The sequence below is a fragment of the Oceanisphaera avium genome, from assembly GCF_002157875.1.
GTDB classification, from domain to species: Bacteria; Pseudomonadota; Gammaproteobacteria; order Enterobacterales; family Aeromonadaceae; genus Oceanimonas; species Oceanimonas avium.
Map to the genome: position 1 here is coordinate 702270 of NZ_CP021376.1, position 22350 is coordinate 724619.

Genomic DNA, 22350 nt, shown 5'->3' on the forward strand with positions numbered 1-22350 from the left:
TACGTTGCTGAGTCACTTATTGCTCCTGTTGCAATACATCGAGTACTGCGTCCATCTCGGCTTGGCTGCCGATAGTAATGCGAATGCAATCTGCAAGGCCTGGGCGGCTAGCAAAATCGCGCAATATAATACCGGCCTTAGCCATGCGTGCAAATAATGCGCCGCCATCTTTAAAGTGCACTAATAAATAATTCCCGTGGGGGGCGTATACTTTCTTCACTTCATGGTGCTTGGCAAGGCGCGCAGCTAAGCTGGTTTTTAAGGCATTTAGCTCAGCGACGCGAGTGCGCATCACGCTTAAGCCTTGTTCGCTCAGCGCTTGAGCGGCAATTTGCGCTACTGGCTCTGGAATCGGGTAGGGCGGGATCACTTTTAATAGCAACGCAATCACTGAGGGGTGCGCCAAACTAAAGCCACAACGCAAGCCGGCTAACCCAAACGCCTTAGAAAGAGTGCGAATAATAACCAGCTCAGGGTATTGTGCTAATAAGTTGGCTTGGCTAAATTGAGGACAAAATTCAATATAGGCCTCATCCACTACTACCAAGGCGCGCCCCTGAGCCGCTGCCAGTAATTGGCATAAGCCTGCTTGATCGACTAAGTCACCGGTTGGGTTATTGGGTGAGCATAAGAAGACAATTTTAACCTGATCTAATTGCTTAATAATGGCGTTAAAGTCAGGCTGGCGCTCACTATTTAACGGCACATCAATAATGCCCACATCATTAGTTTGGGCACTGATGGCGTACATGCCATAGGTAGGTGAGCATAATAAAATATTATCTTGGCCTGGCTCACAAAAGGTGCGGATCAGCAGTTCAATACTTTCATCGCCACCACGACTCACTAATACCTGCTCGGGGCTCACACCCGCATAAGCCGCATAGCTATTAACTACAGTAGGCGGTTGGCACTCAGGGTAGCGATTAAGGCGGGCACAATCGAGCTGATAGTCATTGCTAGTGGGTGCCTCATTGGCATTTAGCCAAATATGGCCGTGTCCACCAATGCGACGTGCTGATTGGTACGGCGTTAGAGCTTGCACTTGCGGGCGAGCCAGTTTAGTTAGTAAGTCAGCAGTCACACTAGCGCTAAGCGCAGCTTCATTCACACTCATTGCTTAGTTCTCCAATTTAGCAAGCCGCAGGCTTACCGCATTTTTATGGGCATCCAAGGTTTCGGTGGCCGCGAGTAATTCGACCGCCGGGCCTATGGCTAATAAACCCGCTGGGGTCAGCTCTTGTACGGTATAACGGCGCTGATAATCTGCTAAACCCAGGCTTGAATAGGTGCGAGAGTAGCCATAGGTCGGCAAAGTATGATTAGTGCCGCTGGCATAATCGCCCACCGACTCTGGCGTCCAGGCACCTAAGAAAATAGAGCCTGCGTTTTTTAATTGCGGCAATAAGGCGCGAGGGTGGTCGGTTTGCACGATTAAATGCTCAGGCGCATAAGCATTAGAAATAAGTGCTGCTTCTGCTAAGTCGCTACAAATAAAGGTGCGGCTTTCAAGTAAGGCTTGGCGTGCGATATCGGCTCGTGAAAGCTGGGCTAATTGCGTGTCGAGTGCCACATTAACGCGCGCGGCTAAATCGCGACAAGGGGTCACTAAAATAACTTGGGAGTCGGTGCCATGCTCTGCTTGAGATAATAAGTCGGAAGCCACAAAATCGGCATCGGCATTGGCATCGGCAATCACTAATACCTCAGAGGGGCCGGCCGGCATATCAATGGCGGCGCCTGCGACATCGCGCGCTACCTGATTTTTCGCTTCCGTGACCCAGGTATTACCAGGACCAAAAATTTTATCTACTTTAGTTACGGTTTCTGAGCCATAGGCCATAGCCGCAATGGCTTGGGCGCCGCCTAGGGTATAAATGGCATCCACACCGCAGCGACCCGCCGTATAAACAATGGCATCATTAATAGGTGGCGGTGAGCACAATATGACGCGCTCACAGCCAGCAAGGCGTGCAGGAATGGCCAGCATCATTACCGTAGAGACCAGCGGCGCCGTGCCACCGGGGACATATAATCCTACTTTTTCAATAGGCTGAAAATGTAGCTCACAATGCACGCCCGGGCTGGTTTCTTGCACTATGGGATGCGGTAATTGGGCGCGGTGAAACGTCTCAATATTAGTCATGGCTAAGTCAATGGCCGCTTTTAACTCTTCACTGACTCTTGCTGATGCCGCTTCAATCTCAGCGCGAGTGAGCTCAAGGCACTCGCGCTCTGCCTTATCAAGGGTACGAGTGAGCTCGAGCAGGGTGGCGTCACCTCCCTTGCGGACAGTAGCGATAATATCGGCTACTTGGGCTTCGCGGCCACTTTGTGCAAGTGCAGGGCGGCGAAGGGCAGCGGCTTGCTCAGCCGCGCTTAGGGTATTCCATTGTAGAATATTCATGACTACTCCATCATCTTCTCGATGGGTAAGACTAGGATGGACGAGGCGCCCAGCTCTTTTAAGCCTTCCATGGTTTCCCAAAACATATCTTCGCTGCTCACCACATGAATGGCTACTTGATTGGTTTCACCTGCAAGCGGCATTATGGTGGGGCGCTCGGCACCGGGTAATAGGTCAATAACTTCTTCAAGGCGCGCTTTGGGTGCATGCAACATAATGTATTTGCTTTCTCGCGCTTGCTGCAAACCTTGAATACGCGGTAGCAACTTATCGATCACCGCTTGCTTGGCAAGAGGTAATTCGGCTGCACTTTGAATAAGCACCGCTTTTGAGCGAAAAATAACATCCGCTTCTACTAAGCCATTGGCTTCGAGCGTGGCACCGGTCGAGACTAGGTCACAAATAGCATCAGCTACGCCGGCACGTGGGGCGACTTCAACAGAGCCATTTAGCATCACACTTTTAAATTTAACGCCCTGCTTATCCATAAAGCGCTTTAATAACCAAGGATAAGAGGTGGCAATGCGCTTGCCTTCTAAGCTTTTTACATCAGGGTAATCTGCATCTTGTGCCACGGCTAATGATAAGCGACAGCCGCCAAAGTCTAAGCGCTTAAGTACATTAAACTCAGCGGCTTCCCCTTGGGCTTGGCGCTCCATCAAGGTTTCTTCTAACACGTTTTCGCCAACTACGCCTAAGTCCACTACGCCATCCATCACCAAGCCTGGAATATCATCATCGCGCACCAGTAATAAATCGATAGGCATATTCTCTGCATGAGCAATAAGGCGCTGTTCACGGATATTGAGCTTAACGCCACAACCTTTAAGCAGTTGCTGACACTCTTTGCTCAAACGGCCTGATTTTTGGATGGCGATGCGTAGTCGTGTGTTATCCGAAGTCATATGCTGTTTCCTTTTGAGTCACCTTGAGGTGGCAAATAATAATGGTAAAAAATAATACACTGCAAAAACGGAAAAAACCCCCGGAGCAAAGCTTCCGAGGGTTAATATTGTTATCCTGCTGGAAGCCGCCAAGCGGTTGGCCTTCCAGAATAATATTCTGAAAGCCTAGTCGAGAAAATGATGGTGATGATGCTTGGCGTTGTGCAGGAAGTTCATAAATTTGGCGGCCTGTGGCTATTAATACTGGGACGAAGCTCACATTAGCAAGCTGGGCTGAGTTTGCCAACCCCACAGTGTAATAAAATTAATTAGCTGGGTACTTGCTAAGCATCTTCTAAAGTTTCTCTTGGTATAGTATTAGCGTTTTATATTGCTTGCAGAGTGTTTTTTGGTTTATTGTGTCCCGCCAATCACTGCTATTAGCGGGAATGGCAGGCCCATCACTGAGCATACCAATGACTCTTCTTAAGTCGAAATAACTCCCTCTATTTTTTGGCTCTCGCTATTTTATTTTCCTATACCTGCTTTTTGCACTGAGCCTGAGAGCGATAAAAACTAATGCTCCTTGTTATCGCCCTCAGACGCTGCTGTTTTTAAGGCCAAGGGCACTTTTTCTAAAAAGTCTGCCTCAAAGAGGGTTTCTAATTCGGCTCTAGCTTGGCGAGCCGTTTGAAAAAGCGCGGCTTCATCGTCATACACTTTATGTTGCTCCATCAGCACTTGGTGGTCGTGTTCACGAAAGCGGCGAATACGAGCGTCAATTTGTTCTTCTTTAAGGCCTAAGCCTTGCATAACCCGCCGACACATTTCGAGGCTGGAGTGAAAGGTTTCTCGCACCGGCATCGCGCCTAAATCCCACAACTTATGCACATGTTGGCGATTACGTGCCCTAGCAATCACTTGCATATGGGGATAGCGGGCGCGCACCGCTTGGGTAGTGGCAAGATTAATTTCAGGATTGTCGGTGGCGACAATAAAAAACTCCGCCTGCTCGGCACCGGCACTGCGTAACACCCCAGGGCGCAGCGGATCGCCATAAAATATAGCAATATTATCAATTTTTCGGGTAATGCTAATGGTGTCGACTTCGGTTTCAAAAGCCACAAAAGGAATGCGTTGGGCGCGAAGTACCCGCGCAATGATCTGTCCCATACGCCCCATGCCCACAATCACGGCGCGGGGTTGGTGATCACTGACTTGGGTATATTCTTCAGGAATCGGCTTGGGAGCCGGTGCCTTAGCTAATAGAGGGGCTAAGGCCAATAATAATAATGGCGTGAGCGCCATAGAAAGAGTAATGGTGAGCACTAATATATTATGTAATTGGCTATCAAATAAGCCGTTGTCTCTGGCTAAGCCAAATAATACAAAGGCAAATTCCCCGCCAGCTGCCAATAATAAGCCCAGTTTTAGCGCACTTAGGCCTTCTAATTTACCAATTTGGCGACCCACTAGGCTGAGCACCGGCAGTTTTAAAATAAGTAGCAATAACGCCAATCCTAATACTTGCAAGGGGTGTGACAGTAACAGGCTTAAATCAGCACTCATGCCCACGCCAATGAAGAACAAGCCTAATAATAAGCCTTTAAAGGGCTCAATTTGTGACTCTAGCTCATGGCGATACTCAGAGTCTGCGAGCAACATGCCGGCTAAAAAAGCGCCCAGCGCCATTGAAACATGCGCCCACTCCATTAAATAAGCGGTGCCCATGACCACCAGTAGCGCCGTGGCAGTGGAGACTTCTTGTAAGCCAGTTTTGGCAACAATACGAAATAAAGGCCGTAATAAATAGCGCCCGCCAATGATCACGACCCCGATGCTGGCGCCAACTTGTAACAAATGAAGGGTGCCATCGCCGCCGACACTTTGCGCACTGCCGAGAGCCGGGACAATGGCAATTAAAGGAATAGCGGCAATATCTTGAAACAATAAAATAGCGAAGGCTTGGCGCCCATGAGGGCTGCTCATTTCTTTACGCTCGGCCAGTAACTGTAAGCCCATGGCGGTTGAAGAGAGCGCTAGCCCAAAGCCTAATATCAAGGCACTTTGCCAGCTTTGGGCAAACACTTGCCACGCGATGCCTGCCAGTATTAATCCGCTAAGTAGCACTTGGGCCAGACCGGCGCCAAACACAGCGCGGCGCATCACCCATAATCGGCGTGGTGATAATTCTAAGCCAATAATAAACATCAGCATAACTACACCAAGCTCAGACAGCTGGGAAATACTCTCGGGCTGATTGATGAGCCCCAGCACTGAGGGGCCAATAAGCACGCCACCTAATAAATACCCCAACACGGCGCCCAGTTTAAGTCGCTTCGCTAACGGCACCATTAAGACGGCGGTGAGTAAGAAGATAACGCTGGCATGAAGTAACCCACTGGTTTCAGACATGATATTTCCTTAGGTGAGCACAGGCTCAATAAATAAGGCGGCCTTATAAGAGGCGCTAAGTTTGTCATGACCGGGCTAAAAACCCAATACTTGGCTGTGGTGTGGCAGCGCTTTTGTTATCATGGCGTTTTCATTAATGGGGTGCTTGGGTTTTGGATGACGATGCTACGCAGTCGGGTAAGTGTTTGACCGCGCTTTTTCAAGCACAAGGGCCCTTGGTGCAGGCGATTCCTGGCTTTAAACCCAGAGCAGCGCAAATTGAAATGGCGGCAGCCGTCAGCCAAGCTTTGTCTTCCCGGCAGCCGCTTGTCATAGAAGCCGGCACAGGTACGGGGAAGACCTTTGCTTACCTGGCGCCGGTATTAGCTTCTGGCAAAAAAGTCATCTTAAGTACGGGCTCGCGAAATCTTCAAGAGCAGTTGTTTCACAGAGACTTGCCCACATTAATGAACGCCATGGACTATCACCAACCCGTGGCATTATTAAAAGGTCGAGCCAATTATATTTGTATTGAGCGGCTTAATTTGCTCAATCACAGTGTCCCTCATTTATCAGAGGCGGGCTTAGCCGACTTACAACGAGTGCGTCGTTTTATGCCCATGACACACAGCGGAGATATTGGTGATATTCCAGGTCTTGCCGAGCGCAGTGACGTTCTCCCTTTAGTGACTAGCAACAATGATAATTGCTTAGGCCGAGAGTGCCCCCATTATGACGACTGCTTTTTAGTTAAAGCTCGGACTAAGGCCATGGAAGCGCAAATAGTGGTGGTGAATCATCACTTATTCTTTGCTGATATGGCAGTACGGGATACCGGTTTTGGTCAGCTTATTCCCGATGCCGACGCTTATATTTTGGATGAAGCCCATCAATTACCCGACATCGCCGGCCAGTATTTTGGTCAAAGTCATTCTAGCCGCCAATGGTTAGACTTAGCGCGCGATTTACGCTTAGCCCAAAAGGTAGAAGCTAAAGACATGGTGCAAATTAGCAAAGTCGCCGAGCAAATAGAGCGCCATGCTCAAGATCTGCGCTTATGTTTTGGTTATGACAGCTCCCGTGGACAGTTGCGCCCGCAATTAGCTAAACCTGAGATAAAACACGCGCTCGAGCGTCTCAACGATAGCCTTAGTTTTGCTTATGAAGTATTAAAGTTGGCACTGGGGCGAGGCGAGCAATTAGACCAAGGGTTTGAGCGATTAGTGAGCCTGCGTAGTCAGTTGGCTAGCGTGATGGATATCGAACAACAAGGCTATTCCTTTTGGTATGAATGCACGCGTTTACACGTCAGTTTTCATAAAACCCCCTTATCGGTCGCAGAGCGCTTTAGTGCTGAGCTAGCAAAAGAGCAGGTGAGTTGGATTTTTACCTCCGCCACCTTAGCGGTGGGCACCAGTTTTGCCCATTTTTGTAAAGACATGGGTTTAGACGACAGCCGTACCGTACAACTTGAGAGCCCCTTTGATTATACCTTGCAGTCGCGATTATGTGTGCCGCGCTATTTACCCGCGGCCAATGCGCCTAATCGAGGGCGTTTATTGGCCGAAAGCTTGCTCGATACCTTAAACCAGGTACCTGGGGGCAGTTTTTTTCTGTGCACCAGCTATAAAGCCATGCATGAAGTAGCTGAGGTGTTGCGCCAACAGTTAGATCGTACGATCTTAGTTCAAGGTGAAGATAATAAAGTGCGCTTGCTCGAAAAGTTTGGCCAAGATGGCCGAGCCATTTTGGTTGCTACCAGCAGCTTTTGGGAGGGCATTGATGTGCGTGGTCAAGCGCTGCAATGCGTAGTGATTGATAAACTTCCCTTTAGTGCGCCAGACGATCCCCAGCTCAGCGCGCGGCTTGAAGATTGTCGGCGCAAAGGAGAAGACGGCTTTGCTAGCATACAACTTCCTAAAGCCATTATTACCTTAAAACAAGGTGTTGGGCGCTTGATCCGCGATGTAAGCGATAAGGGCGTGCTGATCATTACCGATGACCGTTTAGTGAACCGCGCCTATGGCGGTGATTTTCTTAATAGTTTGCCCGCCATGCCTCGCACCCGCAGTTTAAGCGCGCTTACCCCCTTTTTATTAACGCTGGAGTAATATATGAGTCCCATTTCGGCCTCACGAATTTTAGCCATTGATACCGCCACCGAAGCCTGCTCTGCAGCACTGTGCCAACAGGGTGAGGTGCTCACTCGATATTCGATAGCGCCGCGCGGTCATACTGACTTAATTTTACCTATGGTGGCGCAATTACTGGCTGACGCCGAGCTTACTTTAGCGCAATTGGACGCCATCGCATTTGCTCAAGGGCCCGGCTCTTTTACTGGGGTGCGTATCACCTTAGGTGTGGCCCAAGGCTTAGCTTATGGCGCTGACTTAGCGCTACTTGGCGTATCAAACTTGCAAGCACTGGCGCAAGGCGCTTATCGGGTAAGCGGTGCTGAGACGGTGTTAAGTGCCATTGATGCGCGCATGAGTGAAATTTATATTGGCGGCTTTGTTGTTAAGGGCGATGTAATGCAAAGCACTGACCAAGAACAAGTGAGCACTCCCAATGACTGGCTGGAGCACAGTGGCACCTCGAGCTGGGCGGTGGGAGTGGGCTCGGGCTTTGTCACTTATCCAGCGCTTAAAGAAAAGGTGGCGAGCGTTTGTGAGGCATTACCTTATCCTGAAGCTCAAGATTTATTACCTCAGGCATTACAGCACTGGCAACAAGGAAAAGGTGTCAGTGCCGCCTTAGCGCAACCTGTGTATTTAAGAGATAAGGTCACGTGGCAGAAGTTGCCGGGTCGCTAGGGAGTTAAGGTGGTTATTTTTTCTATTAGGCAGCGTATAGAGCAACACGATTTATTGTTTTATAGCCAGCGTCCTTATCATCGTAGTTTGCAGTATCGTCAACGCCGTCGCCGCAGCAATTTACGACGTATTCGCTTATGGCATTTTCGACAGCGTTAGGTGAGTGAGTAATAGCGATAGGTAAAAATAGCTGCGTCTACTATTAACTACACCTCTTACTAGGCATCTTGTGTTACAGTTTGGTTAAATAAAGAGTTAACTCACTCTTAAGTTAGAGTAAAAACTTTAAAATAAGCGTGCTGAATGAGTCTATACTCAGTTATACCTAGATACGCTTAGCTGGCGCTAGTTAAATACATGCTTAGCCGTTTGATGCCTTATATCCTGTTTCAGGAGAATCTTATGGAACGTGCCCCACAACAACCGCAGCCTTTTACAGGTAAACCTTGGCTTAATCGCTATCCAGAGGGCGTGCCTGCTGAGATAGACGCCGATAAGTATGCCTCCTTAATGGACATGTTTGAGCAGGGGATAAAAGAGTTTGCCGATAAGCCGGCTTTTACTAACTTTGGTAAGACGCTCAGCTATCAAGATCTCGACGAGTTAACTCGAGATTTTGCTGCGTATTTACAACACACCTTGCAATTAAAGGTAGGCGATCGCATTGCGCTGATGATGCCCAATTTATTGCAATACCCAGTGTGTTTATTTGGTGCTTTGCGTGCGGGGTTAGTGGTGGTCAATATTAATCCCTTGTATACGGCGCGCGAGCTAAAATATCAGCTGCTGGATGCACACATCGACACGCTAGTGATTGTCGAAAATTTTGCCGACACTTTGGCGCAAGTGATCAAAGACACCTCGGTTAAAAATATTATTTTAACCCGCATGGGGGATCATTTAGGTCCAATTAAGGGCAGGCTGCTTAATTGGGTGGTGAAATATGTTAAAAAGTTAATTCCTGATTATCAGCTGCCCAGTGCCATTGCTTACCAAACCGTGATGCGCGAGGGCAAGCAGTTGTCTTATACGCGTCCTGAGCTTAGCGGTGATAGTTTGGCCTTTTTGCAATATACAGGCGGCACGACCGGGCGCTCAAAAGGCGCCATGCTCAGTCATCGCAATTTATTAGCCAACGTTGAGCAATGCGTGGGCATGTATGGGCCTGTGCTGCGCTTAGGTGAAGAAAAAGTGGTCACCGCCTTACCGCTCTATCATGTGTTTGCCCTGACTGCCAATGGCTTATTGTTTTTTCGCTTAGGTGCCCAAAATTTATTAATTACTAATCCCCGAGATATTAAAGGTTTTGTTAAAGAGCTAAAAGGTTCTAATTTTAGCTGTATTACGGGCGTTAATACGCTATTTAATGCTTTGGTCAATAACGACGACTTCAAGCAATTAGACTTTACTAGCCTAAAGCTCACTATAGGGGGCGGCATGGCAGTACAAAAAGTAGTGGCTGAAAAATGGCAGCGCATGACCGGCAGCCGCTTATTAGAAGGCTATGGCTTAACAGAGTGCTCGCCCTTAGTTAGCGTCTGTCCTTACGACATGGCCGGTTATAACGGCTCCATAGGTTTACCTGTGTGCTCGACCGATATTCGCTTAGTGGACGATCACGATGAAGCCATTACCATGACTCACACGCCCGGTGAGATGGAAGTAAAAGGCCCCCAAGTAATGAGTGGCTATTGGCAAGCAGACACCAACGACACGCTCGATAGTCCTTTTCATGATGGCTGGCTGCGCACGGGTGATATTGCCACTATGGATGAGCAGGGCTTTTTCACCATAGTGGATCGTAAAAAGGATATGATTTTAGTCTCAGGCTTTAATGTATTTCCTAATGAGATTGAAGAAGTTGCCATGCAGCATCCCAATGTACGAGAAGCGGCAGCGGTGGGCGTGCCCCAAGCGGATCATGGTGAAATTGTAAAATTGGTAGTGGTTAAGCAACCCAACACTGAATTGGATGAGCAAACCTTACGGGATTTTTGTCGCCAATATCTTACTGCCTATAAAGTACCAAAAGTGGTAGAATTTCGCGATGAATTGCCTAAAACCAATGTCGGTAAAATACTGCGCCGTGAGCTAAGAGACGAGGCCTCCTAAGGCACTCTCCTTAAGCGCTAACCCCGGGCAACCGGGGTTTTTTATTTCCGTCTATGCTGAGAACTCATGACTTATACATTAATAACTGAACCCCAAGCACTTAGTGACTTTTGCCAAACCTCGGCTCCTATCTTAGCCCTTGATACTGAATTTATTCGCACTCGTACTTTTTATGCCAAGCCCGGTTTATATCAAGTCTTTGATGGAGTGCAAACCGTATTAATTGATCCTTTGGCGGTCAGTGATCTTGCCCCTTTATGGCAACTGCTTGAGGACTCGAACCGGATCTGCGTGCTCCATGCAGGCGGCGAAGATATTGAATTATTACACCAGCAAAGTGGCAGCGTGCCGGCTCGCATACACGATACCCAACTGGCCGCTGCTTTTTTAGGATTGGGAGCGCAAATTGGTTTTGCACCATTAGTGAATGCACTACTGGATGTGCAATTAGATAAAGCTAATGCGCGTACCGATTGGCTGGCGCGGCCTTTATCTGGCTCACAGCTAAACTATGCGGCTGATGATGTCATTTATCTTTACCCCATTTATCAAGAATTAATGACTCGGTTGCAACAACGAGGCTTAATGGCGTGGTTTGAGCAAGAGTGTGAGCGCACAGTTAAACGCCGTATTACTAGTAGCGATCCCGCCCTTGCCTATTTAGATATTAAGCATGCTTGGACGCTAGATAGAAAAGGCTTAGCCATTTTACAGCGCTTAAGTGAATGGCGTCTTAGTGAAGCGCGCCGGCGCGACTTAGCAGTCAATTTTGTAGTAAAAGAAGCGCATTTATTTAAAATAGCCGAGCGCGCACCTACTTGTCTTGAAGAGCTGGCTAAGCTCGAACTCGATGCGATGGAAGTGCGTCGCCACGGCGAAACCTTGCTAAAATTGGTTCAACAAGCGCTGGAAAACACCAGCCAGTGGCCACCTTTAATACAACGCTTAATTGATTTTCCAGCGTATAAAAGTGAGTTAAAACGCATTAAAGGACTGATTGATGAGGCGGCTTTGCAGGCGAGTATCCCCGCGGAAGTGATTGCATCTAAACGGCTGATCCACCAATACCTATCTTGGAAGTGGCGCTTAGAAGAAAACCCAGCCAAGCTACCTGTCTTATTACAAGACTGGCGCGGCGAGCTATTAGCCTCTAGCTTGGGCTAACACACCATTAAAAAAAACGCCCCTCGCTGTTAAAAGCGGGGGGCGCAGTCAATTAAGAAAAACTTAGTCCGCTTTACCGATGAGCTTTTCATCCCCTTCAGGGAACATAATATTGAGCTCTAATACCGATAGATTTTCGCCTTTTTGATCCAGTTGGACTGAAATTTGGTCAATATCGATATTCACATACTTACGGATCACCGCCAAAATATCTTGTTGCATCTGAGGTAGATAGTCCGGCGTATCCCGCTGGCTACGTTCGTGCGCAACGATGATCTGTAAGCGCTCTTTGGCAAGCTGGGCGCTGTTTTGATTCTTTCGCGAACGGAAATAGTTCAGTAGAGACATGCGTTAACTCCCAAAAATTCGGCTGAAAAATCCCTTTTTCTCTTCATCGAGGAAACGGAAAGGGCGCTCTTCTCCTAACAGGCGAGCGACGGCGTCGGCGTAGGCTAATCCGGCATCCGAACCTTCGTCCAAGATCACCGGCTCACCGGCGTTAGAGGCCTTTAATACGGCTTGTGACTCTGGGATCACGCCTAGTAAAGGCACGGCAAGAATTTCTTGTACATCTTGAACCGCCAGCATATCGCCACGATTAACTCGCTCCGGCGAGTAGCGAGTTAACAACAGGTGCTCTTTAATGGGCTCCATATTGTGCTCGGCGCGAAATGACTTAGAAGATAAAATGCCCAGCACCCGATCCGAGTCTCGTACAGAGGAAACTTCAGGGTTAGTAGTAATAATGGCCTCATCGGCAAAATACAGCGCAATTAAGGCGCCTGTTTCAATACCTGCGGGAGAGTCACAAATAATGTATTCAAAATCCATGGCTGCCATGTCTTTTAATACCTTGTCTACTCCTTCGCGAGTCAGCGCGTCTTTGTCGCGTGTTTGTGAGGCGGGCAGAATATATAAATTTTCTACTCGCTTATCGCGGATCAAGGCTTGGTTTAGATTAGCGTCGCCATTAATCACGTTGACAAAGTCATACACTACGCGTCGTTCACAACCCATGATTAAATCTAAATTACGCAAGCCAATATCAAAGTCGATAACAGCCGTCTTATGACCTAACGCGGCTAAACCGGTACCAATGGCCGCACTAGAGGTTGTTTTGCCCACCCCCCCTTTACCCGAGGTGACGACGATAATTCGTGCCATGTTTGCTTCCTAAATCAAAAATTAAAGAGGGTCGAGCGTTAACTGCTCGTCCACCAAAGAAATAGTCACCGCCTGTTCCCAGTGCTCGCCTTGAAGGCCGGCACTAATTTGATAGTGGCCTGCGACTGAAATGAGTTCTGCCATTAGTTGCTGGCAGTAAATGCGCGCCGACTCATTGCCCTTAGCGCCCGCCACAGCGCGACCGCGTAATTGGCCATAAACATGAACGCTATCATCCGCAATGACTTCGGCGCCGTTGCTGACAGAGCCTAAGACCACTAATGAGCCATTAGGTGCATAAACTTGCTGGCCAGAGCGTACTGGACCGCGGTGCACCTTAGTATTAGGCAGATTAATTAGTTCAGCGGGTGATGCCTTAGGTTCGGCTTTAGGCTCGGTATAAGTAGGGGCGGCGGCCGCTTTGCCACTGCTGATCACCGCCAAACCGGCGGCTCTGGCGGCAGCGCGAGTGGCATCGTCTTTTACCCCCGTTACACCCACAGGGACTAATTCGAGCTCTCTGAGTGCATTAGCCAATGCGACAAAGTCAGGAGTCTGCAATAGTTTTTCAATATTAATGACTAAAGGCGCGGCTTGAAAAAAAGCCGGTGCTATTGCAATTTTTTCTGCAAGCAGCCGTTTTACCGTATTAATATCCTGCTCCGTGATATGCACCACAGAAAGGGTAAAGCTGCTGCCTTTTAATTCAATACCTTGCTCCGCCATAAGCGGCTGTCCCCCGAGGATGTAATCCTTTTTGTTATTGGTCGTGCTGATGGTATAGTTTGGCGACCTTACTGGCAATAAAGCCGACGGATTATAGCAATTTCCATGTTATCTGTAGTATATAAAAGCCTTAAAAAGGCAGAAACTTACTTATTTGTTGAAAGACGCGACGACTTTTCTCGCGTCCCCGATGCCTTATTAGCCACCTTTGGGACCCCTAAATTAACGATGATTATTAATTTAGCGACTAAAACCCATTTAGGCCAAGCAGATCTCGCCAAAGTGCGTGAGGCTTTAATAAGCCAAGGCTACTATCTACAATTACCGCCACCACCAGAAAACATGCTTAAACAACTGCGTGAGCAACAAGCAGCCAATCGCCAATAATATCAAATCACGAGTGTCATATTTTTGGCTCGGCTATGACTATAGCTGACAATTGCGCTGTGCTGTAAGTTTATTGCTTGCCATAGCCCGCTTTTGGCGCTGGTTTGCTATCCGCTTGCCTACCCCTCACTTGCCAATAACTGGGAGCGCTATGTATCAGCATCTTGATTTAAAAGCACAACCTTTGCCCTATAGCATCGGTAAAGTGGTGTGTGTAGGACGGAGCTATCGAGAGCATGCGCTAGAATTAGCCAACCCTGTTCCTAGTCAGCCGTTATTATTTATCAAGCCGGCGAGCAGTTTAGTTAATTTAGCAGCGCCTTTGATATTACCTAAAGACCAAGGCGTGGTGCATCACGAAATAGAAGTGGCGCTATTGCTTGGGCATAGATTATGTAAAGCAACGCCACAGCAAAGCTTAGCAGCCGTGGTTGGGGTAGGGCTTGGTTTAGATTTAACACTGCGAGACTTACAAGATGAGCTTAAGCTAAACGGCCATCCTTGGGAGCGTGCTAAAGCCTTTGATGACAGCTGCCCTATGAGTCCCTTTGTCGCAGTTGAGGATATTGGCTCTTTACATGAGCTGCCGTTTTCATTGTCGGTGAATAATGAGCTGCGCCAAACAGGAAACACTCAACAATTAATGTGGCCGCTTGGGCAATTACTGGCCAAGATAAGCCACAGTTTTACCTTATCGCCTGGGGACATAGTGCTCACCGGTACCCCCAAAGGGGTGAGCGCGCTACATGCCGGTGACACGCTCGTGCTTACTCTTGATGGCCAGCATTATTTTAGCGCCCGCGTTGCCCCCTAATAAAGCAGGACAAAACCATGGATAATAATTTTTGGCACACTAAAACCCTTGAACAAATGACAGATAAAGAATGGGAAGCACTGTGTGATGGCTGCGGCAAATGCTGCTTAAATAAACTGATTGATGAAGATACAGATGAGCTTATTCATACGAACGTGGCGTGTGAGTTATTAAATACGCATACCTGTGCCTGCAGTAATTATGAACATCGTTTTGACATTGTTCCGGATTGCTTAAAAATAACTCGAGAAAAATTAGCCGATTATTACTGGCTGCCCTCAACCTGCGCTTATCGCTTATTAGCCGAAGGCCAGTCTTTGCCCTCTTGGCATCCGCTGCGCACTGGCTCTAAAAGCGCCATGCACAAAGCCGGACAGTCGGTGCGGGGTAAAGTGGTACCCGAGTCCAAAGCCGGCCCCTGGGAAGAGCACATTATTACCTGGGCCAGTTAAACGAGGGTATTAAGCTTATAGCGATAAAGCCGACTCGGAGTGAGTTGGCTTTTTTTATAACAAGAAGCCTAACAAGAGACAAAATAAAAGAACTAGAAATTAAATGCCAGCGCTAAGGGTGGCTTTAACACGTACGAGTATAAAAAACAGCGCTAATAATGCCTGAGTAATAAAAATAGCGAGTAGCCATTGCACCATACTCACGCTCATCCAGCTCCAACCTATGGCTGAGCAATCGCCACTGGGCGCAAAGACACTGGGCAACCAGCTATCCAATGCCAACCAAGTAGGAAACTCAGCCACCGTAGTGCACTGGGCAAAGGGGGAGGGGTTCAGTTGGTATTGATGATGCTGATAGGCAAGCACAGCGCCTTGGATGCTGCTGGCAAGCCAAGCGCCCAGCGCTAAATGACTCAGTAGGGGGCTTCGCGGCGAAAGCCAACCTAAGATACCGGCCAGTATTACCCCCATTAATGCGGCTCTTTGATACACACACATCACGCAAGGGGCGAGCTGCATATAATATTGAAAATATAAGGCCACCCCTAACAGGGCGGCAGAGCTTAAACTAAGGGCAGCCCATGCGGTGCGCGAGCGAGAAAAATTTAATAACACTTCGCCAGCTTTCATATTGACCTCTTTAAAACGTTTAGCAAGGTGGCCCCAAGCGGGGGTGCTTGTCGCGCACTGGTCTGCTCTGTTACTATCACGCCTTCAATTTACAAGTGCCGCGTTGAGCTGGTCTTGCAAAATTTACCCATCAACATGAGTGATTTTATGGTTATTAAGGCGCACAGTGTCATTAAAACAGGTGTAGTAAAGCCACACGGTGTTATTAAGGCACAGAGCCCCGCTAATTTTGCGGAGCAATATATCATAGAATCCATTTGGAACGGCCATTTTGCGCCGGGCTCTATCCTACCCGCCGAGCGTGAGCTGTCTGAGCTGATAGGCGTAACTCGCACCACCTTAAGGGAAGTGTTACAGCGCCTAGCGCGCGATGGCTGGCTGACGATACAACACGGTAAACCCACTAAAGTAAATAATTTTTGGGAAACCTCAAGTCTTAATATCTTAGAAACCTTAGCACGCTTAGATGAAGATAAAATGCCCGAGCTCATTGAGCATCTGTTATCTGCGCGCACTCATATTAGTTGTATTTTTATTCGTGCTGCCGTTAAAAATAACCCCGATGCGGTGGCCACCACTACCACAGAGCTGGCGACGCTAGGCGATGAGGCACTGGCGTTTGCCGAATTTGATTACCAATTGCACCACCAGTTAGCCTTTGCGTCGGGCAATCCTATTTATGGCCTTATTTTAAATGGTTTTAAAGGTTTATATTGTCGGGTGGGGCGCTATTATTTTTCTTTGCCTGCGGCGCGCCAACTCGCACGGGAATATTATGTGGCGCTAGCACAGCTTGCGAAACAGGGAAATGTAGGCCAAGTGGTAGAAGTGGTTCGCGAATATGGCAAAGCCTCAGGTAAGCTGTGGTGTGATATGCGCGAGCACTTGCCAGCCAGTTTTGCCGCACCGGCCTAAAAACCGCTTGAGACATTGGCAAGTTAAATAAGTCGATCCTAAGGTCGACTTATTATTGTTTAATCGCCGCCGCTCAAGCGGTGTGGTTCATTATTAATTATCTGGCTCTCGCTTTGGACAACGGCCAATAATATGACTGCTACCCTCATTATTTTCTTGTTCAAGTAACACGTCAAAGCCCCATAGCCGGTGAATATGCTTAAGTACCTCATGACAAGAGGGCGCTAGCGGAATATTATTATGCGCCACATAGCGCAGCGTTAATGAACGGTCGGCTTTAAACTCGACGTTGTACACTTGGATATTAGGTTCAAGGTTAGCCAAATTATATTGATCTGATAATTGTTTTCTTAATTGTTGGTAGCCTGATTCATCGTGAATAGCCGAAATACGCAAATAATTTTGTGTCGCATCATCTGCCACGCTAAATAGGCGTAAGTCACGCATGACTTTAGGCGATAAAAATTGGCTAATAAAACTCTCATCTTTAAAATTTTCCATCGCAAAATGTAAAGTCGCCACCCAATCTGTTCCTGCGATGTCGGGAAACCAGCGCTTATCTTCCTCGGTGGGCTGTTCACAAATTCGCCTTAAGTCCATAAAAATAGCAAAACCCAGCGCATAAGGATTAATGCCTGAGTAGTGTGGACTGTTATAAGCAGGCTGATACACCACATTAGTGTGGTTATGTAATATCTCCATCATAAAGCTGTCGGTCACTAAGCCCTCACTATAGAGCTGCTGACAAATAGTGTAATGCCAAAAAGTAGCCCAGCCTTCGTTCATCACTTGGGTTTGCTTTTGTGGATAAAAATATTGGCTGATTTTACGCACAATTCTGACCAGCTCGCGCTGCCATGGCTCTAATAAGGGCGCATTTTTTTCAATAAAATACAGTAAATTCTCTTCAGGCTCTGCGGGGTAGCGCTGCTGAGTGGCTGCTTGTGCTTCTTCTTGGCGGGGCAGCGTTTTCCAAAGCTCATTTACTTGGCTTTGTAAGTAGCTCTCCCGCGCTTTTTGTCGGCGGCGCTCTTCAGCCAGAGAAAGCTGTTGAGGGCGTTTATAACGATCAACGCCATAGTTCATTAAGGCATGACAACTGTCGAGTATGGCTTCTACCTCGGTAATGCCGTATTTATCCTCGCACTCACTGATGTATTTTTTAGCAAATAATAAATAATCGATTATTGAGGTGGCATCAGTCCAAGTTTTAAATAAATAGTTATTTTTAAAAAATGAATTATGGCCATAGCTGGCATGAGCAATCACCAGTGCTTGCATCGGTAAGGTGTTTTCTTCCATTAAATAGGCGATACAAGGACTGGAGTTAATGACTATTTCATAAGCCAAGCCCATTTGTCCGCGCTTATAATTTTGCTCACTTTGAATAAACTTTTTGCCATACGACCAATGATGATAGCCAATGGGCATACCAATACTGGAGTAGGCATCGAGCATTTGTTCGCCGGTAATAATTTCAATTTGATTAGGATAGGTAGTTAAGCCATAACTCTCGGCAATACGGGCAATCTCTTGGTGATAAATTTCCAATAGTTCAAAGGTCCATTCAGGACCATCACTTAAGGGGCGTACGGCTGGCTGTGTCTCTAGGGTCATGGTCACCTCATGCCGCTTGTTGTTTGAAGAGTTCACGAAATACCGGGTAGATGTCTTCCACGGTTTTGATGTGCTCCATGGCAAAATTAGCATGGTTTGTTACCAAGGATTGATACTCTTGCCATAAACTTTGATGAGCACGGTTAGTGATCTCGATATAGGCGTAGTAGCGCAGCATACTTAATAACTCACTGCTGAGTAACGAGCGACACAGAGGCGAGTCGTCAGCCCAGTTATCGCCATCGGAAGCTTGAGCGGCATAAATATTCCACTGCTCGGCAGGATAGCGCTCTTGTATAATGTCTTTCATTAAATGCAGCGCACTGGAAACAATGGTGCCTCCGGTTTCTTGCGAGTAGAAAAACTCTTGCTCATCTACCTCTTTGGCTTGGGTGTGGTGGCGAATAAAAACCACTTCTACGTTTTTGTAAGTGCGATTTAAAAATAAATATAATAATAAATAAAAACGTTTAGCGATGTCTTTAGTGGCTTGATCCATGGAGCCCGATACGTCCATTAAACAAAACATCACCGCTTGAGTTGAAGGGATAGGGCGCTGTATAAAATTATTAAAGCGCAGGTCAAAGGTATCAATAAAAGGTACAGCGTTAATACGATGCTTAAGCTCGGCTATTTCAGCTTCAAGTGCGAGAATGCGTGCATAATGCTGAGCGGGGTAGCGATTAAGCGTGCCTAATTCTTGTTCAAGCTCTGCGAGTGATTTTCGCTTACCTACTTGTAAGGCCATGCGCCGAGCCAGTGATTGGCGAAGTGAGCGCACAATATTGATATTGGCAGGCACACCATCTGCTGAATAGCCGGCGCGAAATGTTTTCATTTCACTGATTTTATTGAGTTTGTTTTTTTCTAAGTTAGGTAGCGCTAAGCCATCAAACAACAGATCCAAATATTCATCTTTAGAGATATCAAATACAAAGTCATCTTGACCTTCACCTTGATTGCTTGCCTCCCCCGCACCACTACCCGAGCCACCCCCTCCTAATGGCCTGTCTATTTTATCGCCGGCGATAAACTGATCGTTACCCGGGTGGACGTGCTCTCTTAAGCCCCTTTACCTTGGTGAAAAATAGGCTCTGAGATATCGCGAGCCGGTATGGAGACACTTTCTCCATTGTCCATATCTTTAATACTGCGTTTAAGCACCGCATCCGTGACGGCTTTTTTAAGCTGTTGCTGATAGCGGCGGATAAAGCGCTGTCGATTGACCGCGCTCTTATTGCGGCCATTGAGTCGTCTGTCGATAAAATGCGCCATATTCTCCCCCACACTCTGCTGTTAAGTAGACTTGCGCACTCGCAAATACCACTCAGATAACAACCGTACCTGTTTACGGGTATAGCCTTTTTCCATCATCCGCTCCACAAAGTCGTCATGTTTCTTTTGCTCATCGGCGCTGGTTTTGGCATTAAAGGAAATAACCGGTAATAGCTCTTCGGTATTGGAGAACATTTTTTTCTCAATCACGGTTCTTAGCTTTTCATAACTGGTCCAGCTAGGATTTTTACCCGCATTATTGGCGCGAGCACGCAGTACAAAATTGACGATTTCATTACGAAAATCTTTTGGATTGCTAATGCCGGCTGGTTTTTCAATTTTTTCTAACTCAGCATTAAGTGCGCCGCGGTCAAATAACTGGCCCGTATCGGGGTCGCGGTATTCTTGGTCTTGGATCCAAAAGTCGGCATAGATGACGTAGCGATCAAAGATGTTTTGTCCATATTCAGAGTAGGACTCAAGATAGGCGGTTTGAATTTCTTTACCGATAAACTCCACGTATTTGGGGATCAGATGGCCTTTTATAAATTCTAAATAGCGGTCATGGGTTTCTTGAGCAAACTGCTCCCGTTCAATTTGCTGCTCAAGCACATAAAATAAATGCACTGGATTGGCAGCCACTTCCGTGTGGTCAAAGTTAAATACCCGAGACAATATTTTAAAAGCAAAGCGGGTAGATAGCCCGTTCATGCCCTCATCCACGCCACCGTAATCGCGATACTCTTGATAAGACTTCGCTTTAGGATCGGTGTCTTTTAGGCTTTCGCCGTTATAGACGCGCATTTTGGAATACAAATTTGAGTTTTCTGGGCTTTTAAGACGAGATAGCACACTAAACTGGGCTAGCGCTTCTAGGGTACCGGGAGCACATTTAGCATGGGCTAGCTCACTGTTATCTAGCAGTTTTTGGTAAATTTCTATCTCTTCAGTGACTCTTAAGCAATAAGGCACTTTAACGATATACACCCTATCTAAGAAGGCTTCATTATTGCGGTTGTGCTTAAAGTGTTGCCATTCTGACTCATTAGAGTGGGCTAAAATGATGCCATCAAAGGGCAGGGCGGACAGCCCCTCGGTGCCATTGTAGTTTCCCTCTTGGGTAGCAGTGAGCAGTGGGTGGAGCACCTTAATGGGCGCCTTAAACATTTCCACAAATTCCATTAAGCCTTGATTTGCCTTACACAGCGCGCCGGAATAAGAATAGGCATCGGCATCATCTTGGGAGAAATGCTCAAGTTGGCGAATATCGACTTTACCTACTAAAGAGGAGATATCTTGGTTGTTATCATCTCCAGGCTCTGTTTTAGCAATGGCAATTTGATCCAGTACTGAAGGGTAGACTTTCTCCACTTTAAATTGGCTAATATCACCGCCATATTCATGCAATCGCTTTACCGCCCAAGGTGACATTATGGTTCTAAGGTAGCGCTTAGGAATGCCATATTCTTGCTCTAATACACCGCCATCCTCTGTGGCATCAAATAAGCAAAAAGGATGATCGTTTACCGGCGAGCCTTTTAAACGATAAATAGGCATTTTTTGCATTAAAGTTTTAATGCACTCTGCCAGTGAAGACTTACCGCCTCCCACTGGGCCTAATAAATATAGAATTTGTTTCTTTTCTTCTAAGCCTTGGGCTGCGTGCTTAAGATAAGACACGATTTGCTCGACACTTTCTTCCATGCCGTAAAATTCGGCAAAGGCAGGGTAGCGCGCGACCACACGGTTTGAAAATAAGCGGCTTAATCGCGGGGTGTGGGCCGTATCTATCATTTCTGGCTCGCCAATGGCCATTAATAGTCGCTCTGCTGCCGAGGCATAGCAGGCTTTATCCGTTCGGCATAATTCAAGAAACTCTTGCAAGCTATACTCTTCTTCCTTGGCTTTTTCATAGCGTGATTGGAAATGCTCGAAAATACCCATGTGTTATCTCCCTATAGCGCCTACTCAAGCTAATTGTTGGTCATGAACAGTCACGCCAGCCTGAGACAGTTCTTGTTTCTGTTGCCAAAAGGTTAGTCACGATTTGTCGTTCGCGCTTGTGTAACATCCAGAAATAGCTACGATTTTGAGAATCCGGCCACAATTTTGAAAGCCTTGATAAGCAGTCATATATCTTGACCAACAGATATGGTAAAGACGCTAAATGCGCCTTTTTAAATAAAGTATGGTTATTTGTTATCCCTCTTTTATGTGGTTTCCGCTAACGTAAAGTGAGGTGTTTTTTTATGTGGCGTTATTCGCTGTGATTTAAAGATGAGTGGGCGTTGACTTCATCTTGGGTAGCAGTTAAATTGTTAACACATCGGCGCAACCCATTTGTAAGTGCGCGTGTTGGTGTGTAGCTCTGTCTAAGCACGTTTCCGTTTATTTTTTAACCCTCCACAGCGAGGGTTTCTTTTTGTCTGAATTGTAGATTACGTTTACGTTAGCTGCTGATGGAACTGTAGTTTAAAAGTAAAGGCGTGGCTGAGGTCGTATTTTTAGTTTATGCCAACATACTAGATCTTAATAAAAGTTTGATGAAAAAAACCAGCAGCAACCTCATCGCTTTGGAGAAAACAGCTTAAAAAAG

19 protein-coding genes, 1 pseudogene and 1 other annotated feature are annotated in these 22350 nt (G+C 47.1%); of the genes and pseudogenes, 9 read left to right on the plus strand and 11 right to left on the minus strand.

Going from position 1 to position 22350, the window contains the following annotated elements; all coding sequences use genetic code 11:
- Positions 1-16: 16 nt before the first annotated feature.
- From hisC to CBP12_RS03175, 4 genes are all read right to left on the minus strand, one after another.
- Positions 17-1117 carry a histidinol-phosphate transaminase gene (gene hisC, locus CBP12_RS03160; RefSeq protein WP_086962877.1) on the minus strand — a complete coding sequence of 367 codons (1101 nt, stop codon included), beginning with the start codon at positions 1115-1117 and terminating at the stop codon, positions 17-19.
- 3 nt (positions 1118-1120) lie between these two features.
- Complete coding sequence (gene hisD / locus CBP12_RS03165; protein ID WP_086962878.1) at positions 1121-2407, minus strand: histidinol dehydrogenase; 1287 nt, start codon at positions 2405-2407, stop codon at positions 1121-1123.
- A 2-nt stretch (positions 2408-2409) separates the two neighbouring features.
- On the minus strand, positions 2410-3312 hold the full coding sequence (gene hisG, locus CBP12_RS03170) for an ATP phosphoribosyltransferase (protein ID WP_086962880.1): 903 nt from the start codon (positions 3310-3312) through the stop codon (positions 2410-2412).
- Between the two features lie 71 nt (positions 3313-3383).
- Positions 3384-3502: a sequence feature (His leader region), on the minus strand.
- Between the two features lie 365 nt (positions 3503-3867).
- On the minus strand, positions 3868-5706 hold the full coding sequence (locus CBP12_RS03175) for a monovalent cation:proton antiporter-2 (CPA2) family protein (protein WP_086962882.1): 1839 nt from the start codon (positions 5704-5706) through the stop codon (positions 3868-3870).
- A gap of 152 nt (positions 5707-5858) precedes the next feature.
- Between CBP12_RS03175 and CBP12_RS03180 the strand changes: the two genes are divergently transcribed.
- From CBP12_RS03180 to rnd, 5 genes are all read left to right on the plus strand, one after another.
- The gene (locus CBP12_RS03180) at positions 5859-7796 is read left to right on the plus strand and encodes an ATP-dependent DNA helicase (protein ID WP_232455137.1); all 1938 of its coding nucleotides are present in this window, start codon (positions 5859-5861) and stop codon (positions 7794-7796) included.
- Positions 7797-7808: 12 nt separating this feature from the next.
- Positions 7809-8498 carry a tRNA (adenosine(37)-N6)-threonylcarbamoyltransferase complex dimerization subunit type 1 TsaB gene (gene tsaB / locus CBP12_RS03185; protein ID WP_198341881.1) on the plus strand — a complete coding sequence of 230 codons (690 nt, stop codon included), beginning with the start codon at positions 7809-7811 and terminating at the stop codon, positions 8496-8498.
- A 9-nt stretch (positions 8499-8507) separates the two neighbouring features.
- On the plus strand, positions 8508-8657 hold the full coding sequence (locus CBP12_RS13445; RefSeq protein WP_157420033.1) for a hypothetical protein: 150 nt from the start codon (positions 8508-8510) through the stop codon (positions 8655-8657).
- A gap of 243 nt (positions 8658-8900) precedes the next feature.
- Positions 8901-10610 (plus strand): long-chain-fatty-acid--CoA ligase FadD, encoded by a 1710-nt coding sequence (gene fadD / locus CBP12_RS03190; protein WP_086962886.1) that lies wholly within the window; start codon positions 8901-8903, stop codon positions 10608-10610.
- Positions 10611-10676: 66 nt separating this feature from the next.
- Positions 10677-11774, plus strand: a complete 1098-nt coding sequence (rnd, locus tag CBP12_RS03195) for a ribonuclease D (RefSeq protein ID WP_086962889.1) — start codon at positions 10677-10679, stop codon at positions 11772-11774.
- A 63-nt stretch (positions 11775-11837) separates the two neighbouring features.
- On the opposite strand, the gene minE is transcribed toward rnd, so the two are convergent.
- From minE to minC, 3 genes are read right to left on the minus strand one after another with little or no spacing between them, the layout of a single operon-like run.
- Positions 11838-12122, minus strand: coding sequence for a cell division topological specificity factor MinE (gene minE / locus CBP12_RS03200; RefSeq protein ID WP_086962891.1), 285 nt, complete (start codon positions 12120-12122; stop codon positions 11838-11840).
- Positions 12123-12125: 3 nt separating this feature from the next.
- Positions 12126-12938 (minus strand): septum site-determining protein MinD, encoded by an 813-nt coding sequence (gene minD / locus CBP12_RS03205; RefSeq protein ID WP_086962893.1) that lies wholly within the window; start codon positions 12936-12938, stop codon positions 12126-12128.
- A 21-nt stretch (positions 12939-12959) separates the two neighbouring features.
- Entirely contained in the window at positions 12960-13664 is a 705-nt protein-coding gene (minC, locus tag CBP12_RS03210; RefSeq protein ID WP_086962895.1) for a septum site-determining protein MinC, read from the minus strand.
- 105 nt (positions 13665-13769) lie between these two features.
- Here minC and CBP12_RS03215 point away from each other — a divergent pair, with 105 nt between their 5' ends.
- The 3 genes from CBP12_RS03215 to CBP12_RS03225 all read left to right on the plus strand — a co-directional run bounded on the left by CBP12_RS03215 (position 13770) and on the right by CBP12_RS03225 (position 15317).
- Positions 13770-14051 carry a YcgL domain-containing protein gene (locus tag CBP12_RS03215; RefSeq protein ID WP_086962897.1) on the plus strand — a complete coding sequence of 94 codons (282 nt, stop codon included), beginning with the start codon at positions 13770-13772 and terminating at the stop codon, positions 14049-14051.
- 151 nt (positions 14052-14202) lie between these two features.
- Positions 14203-14865 (plus strand): fumarylacetoacetate hydrolase family protein, encoded by a 663-nt coding sequence (locus tag CBP12_RS03220; protein WP_086962901.1) that lies wholly within the window; start codon positions 14203-14205, stop codon positions 14863-14865.
- 17 nt (positions 14866-14882) lie between these two features.
- On the plus strand, positions 14883-15317 hold the full coding sequence (locus CBP12_RS03225; protein WP_086962903.1) for a YcgN family cysteine cluster protein: 435 nt from the start codon (positions 14883-14885) through the stop codon (positions 15315-15317).
- Positions 15318-15416: 99 nt separating this feature from the next.
- On the opposite strand, the gene dsbB is transcribed toward CBP12_RS03225, so the two are convergent.
- On the minus strand, positions 15417-15947 hold the full coding sequence (dsbB, locus tag CBP12_RS03230) for a disulfide bond formation protein DsbB (protein ID WP_086962906.1): 531 nt from the start codon (positions 15945-15947) through the stop codon (positions 15417-15419).
- Positions 15948-16094: 147 nt separating this feature from the next.
- Between dsbB and fadR the strand changes: the two genes are divergently transcribed.
- On the plus strand, positions 16095-16862 hold the full coding sequence (fadR, locus tag CBP12_RS03235; protein WP_086962908.1) for a fatty acid metabolism transcriptional regulator FadR: 768 nt from the start codon (positions 16095-16097) through the stop codon (positions 16860-16862).
- Between the two features lie 93 nt (positions 16863-16955).
- On the opposite strand, the gene CBP12_RS03240 is transcribed toward fadR, so the two are convergent.
- From CBP12_RS03240 to CBP12_RS03250, 3 genes and pseudogenes are all read right to left on the minus strand, one after another.
- The gene (locus CBP12_RS03240; RefSeq protein ID WP_086962909.1) at positions 16956-18479 is read right to left on the minus strand and encodes a SpoVR family protein; all 1524 of its coding nucleotides are present in this window, start codon (positions 18477-18479) and stop codon (positions 16956-16958) included.
- Positions 18480-18486: 7 nt separating this feature from the next.
- Positions 18487-19754, minus strand: a pseudogene (locus CBP12_RS03245) (YeaH/YhbH family protein).
- Between the two features lie 21 nt (positions 19755-19775).
- Positions 19776-21698, minus strand: a complete 1923-nt coding sequence (locus CBP12_RS03250; protein ID WP_086962911.1) for a PrkA family serine protein kinase — start codon at positions 21696-21698, stop codon at positions 19776-19778.
- Between the last annotated feature and the right edge of the window lie 652 nt (positions 21699-22350).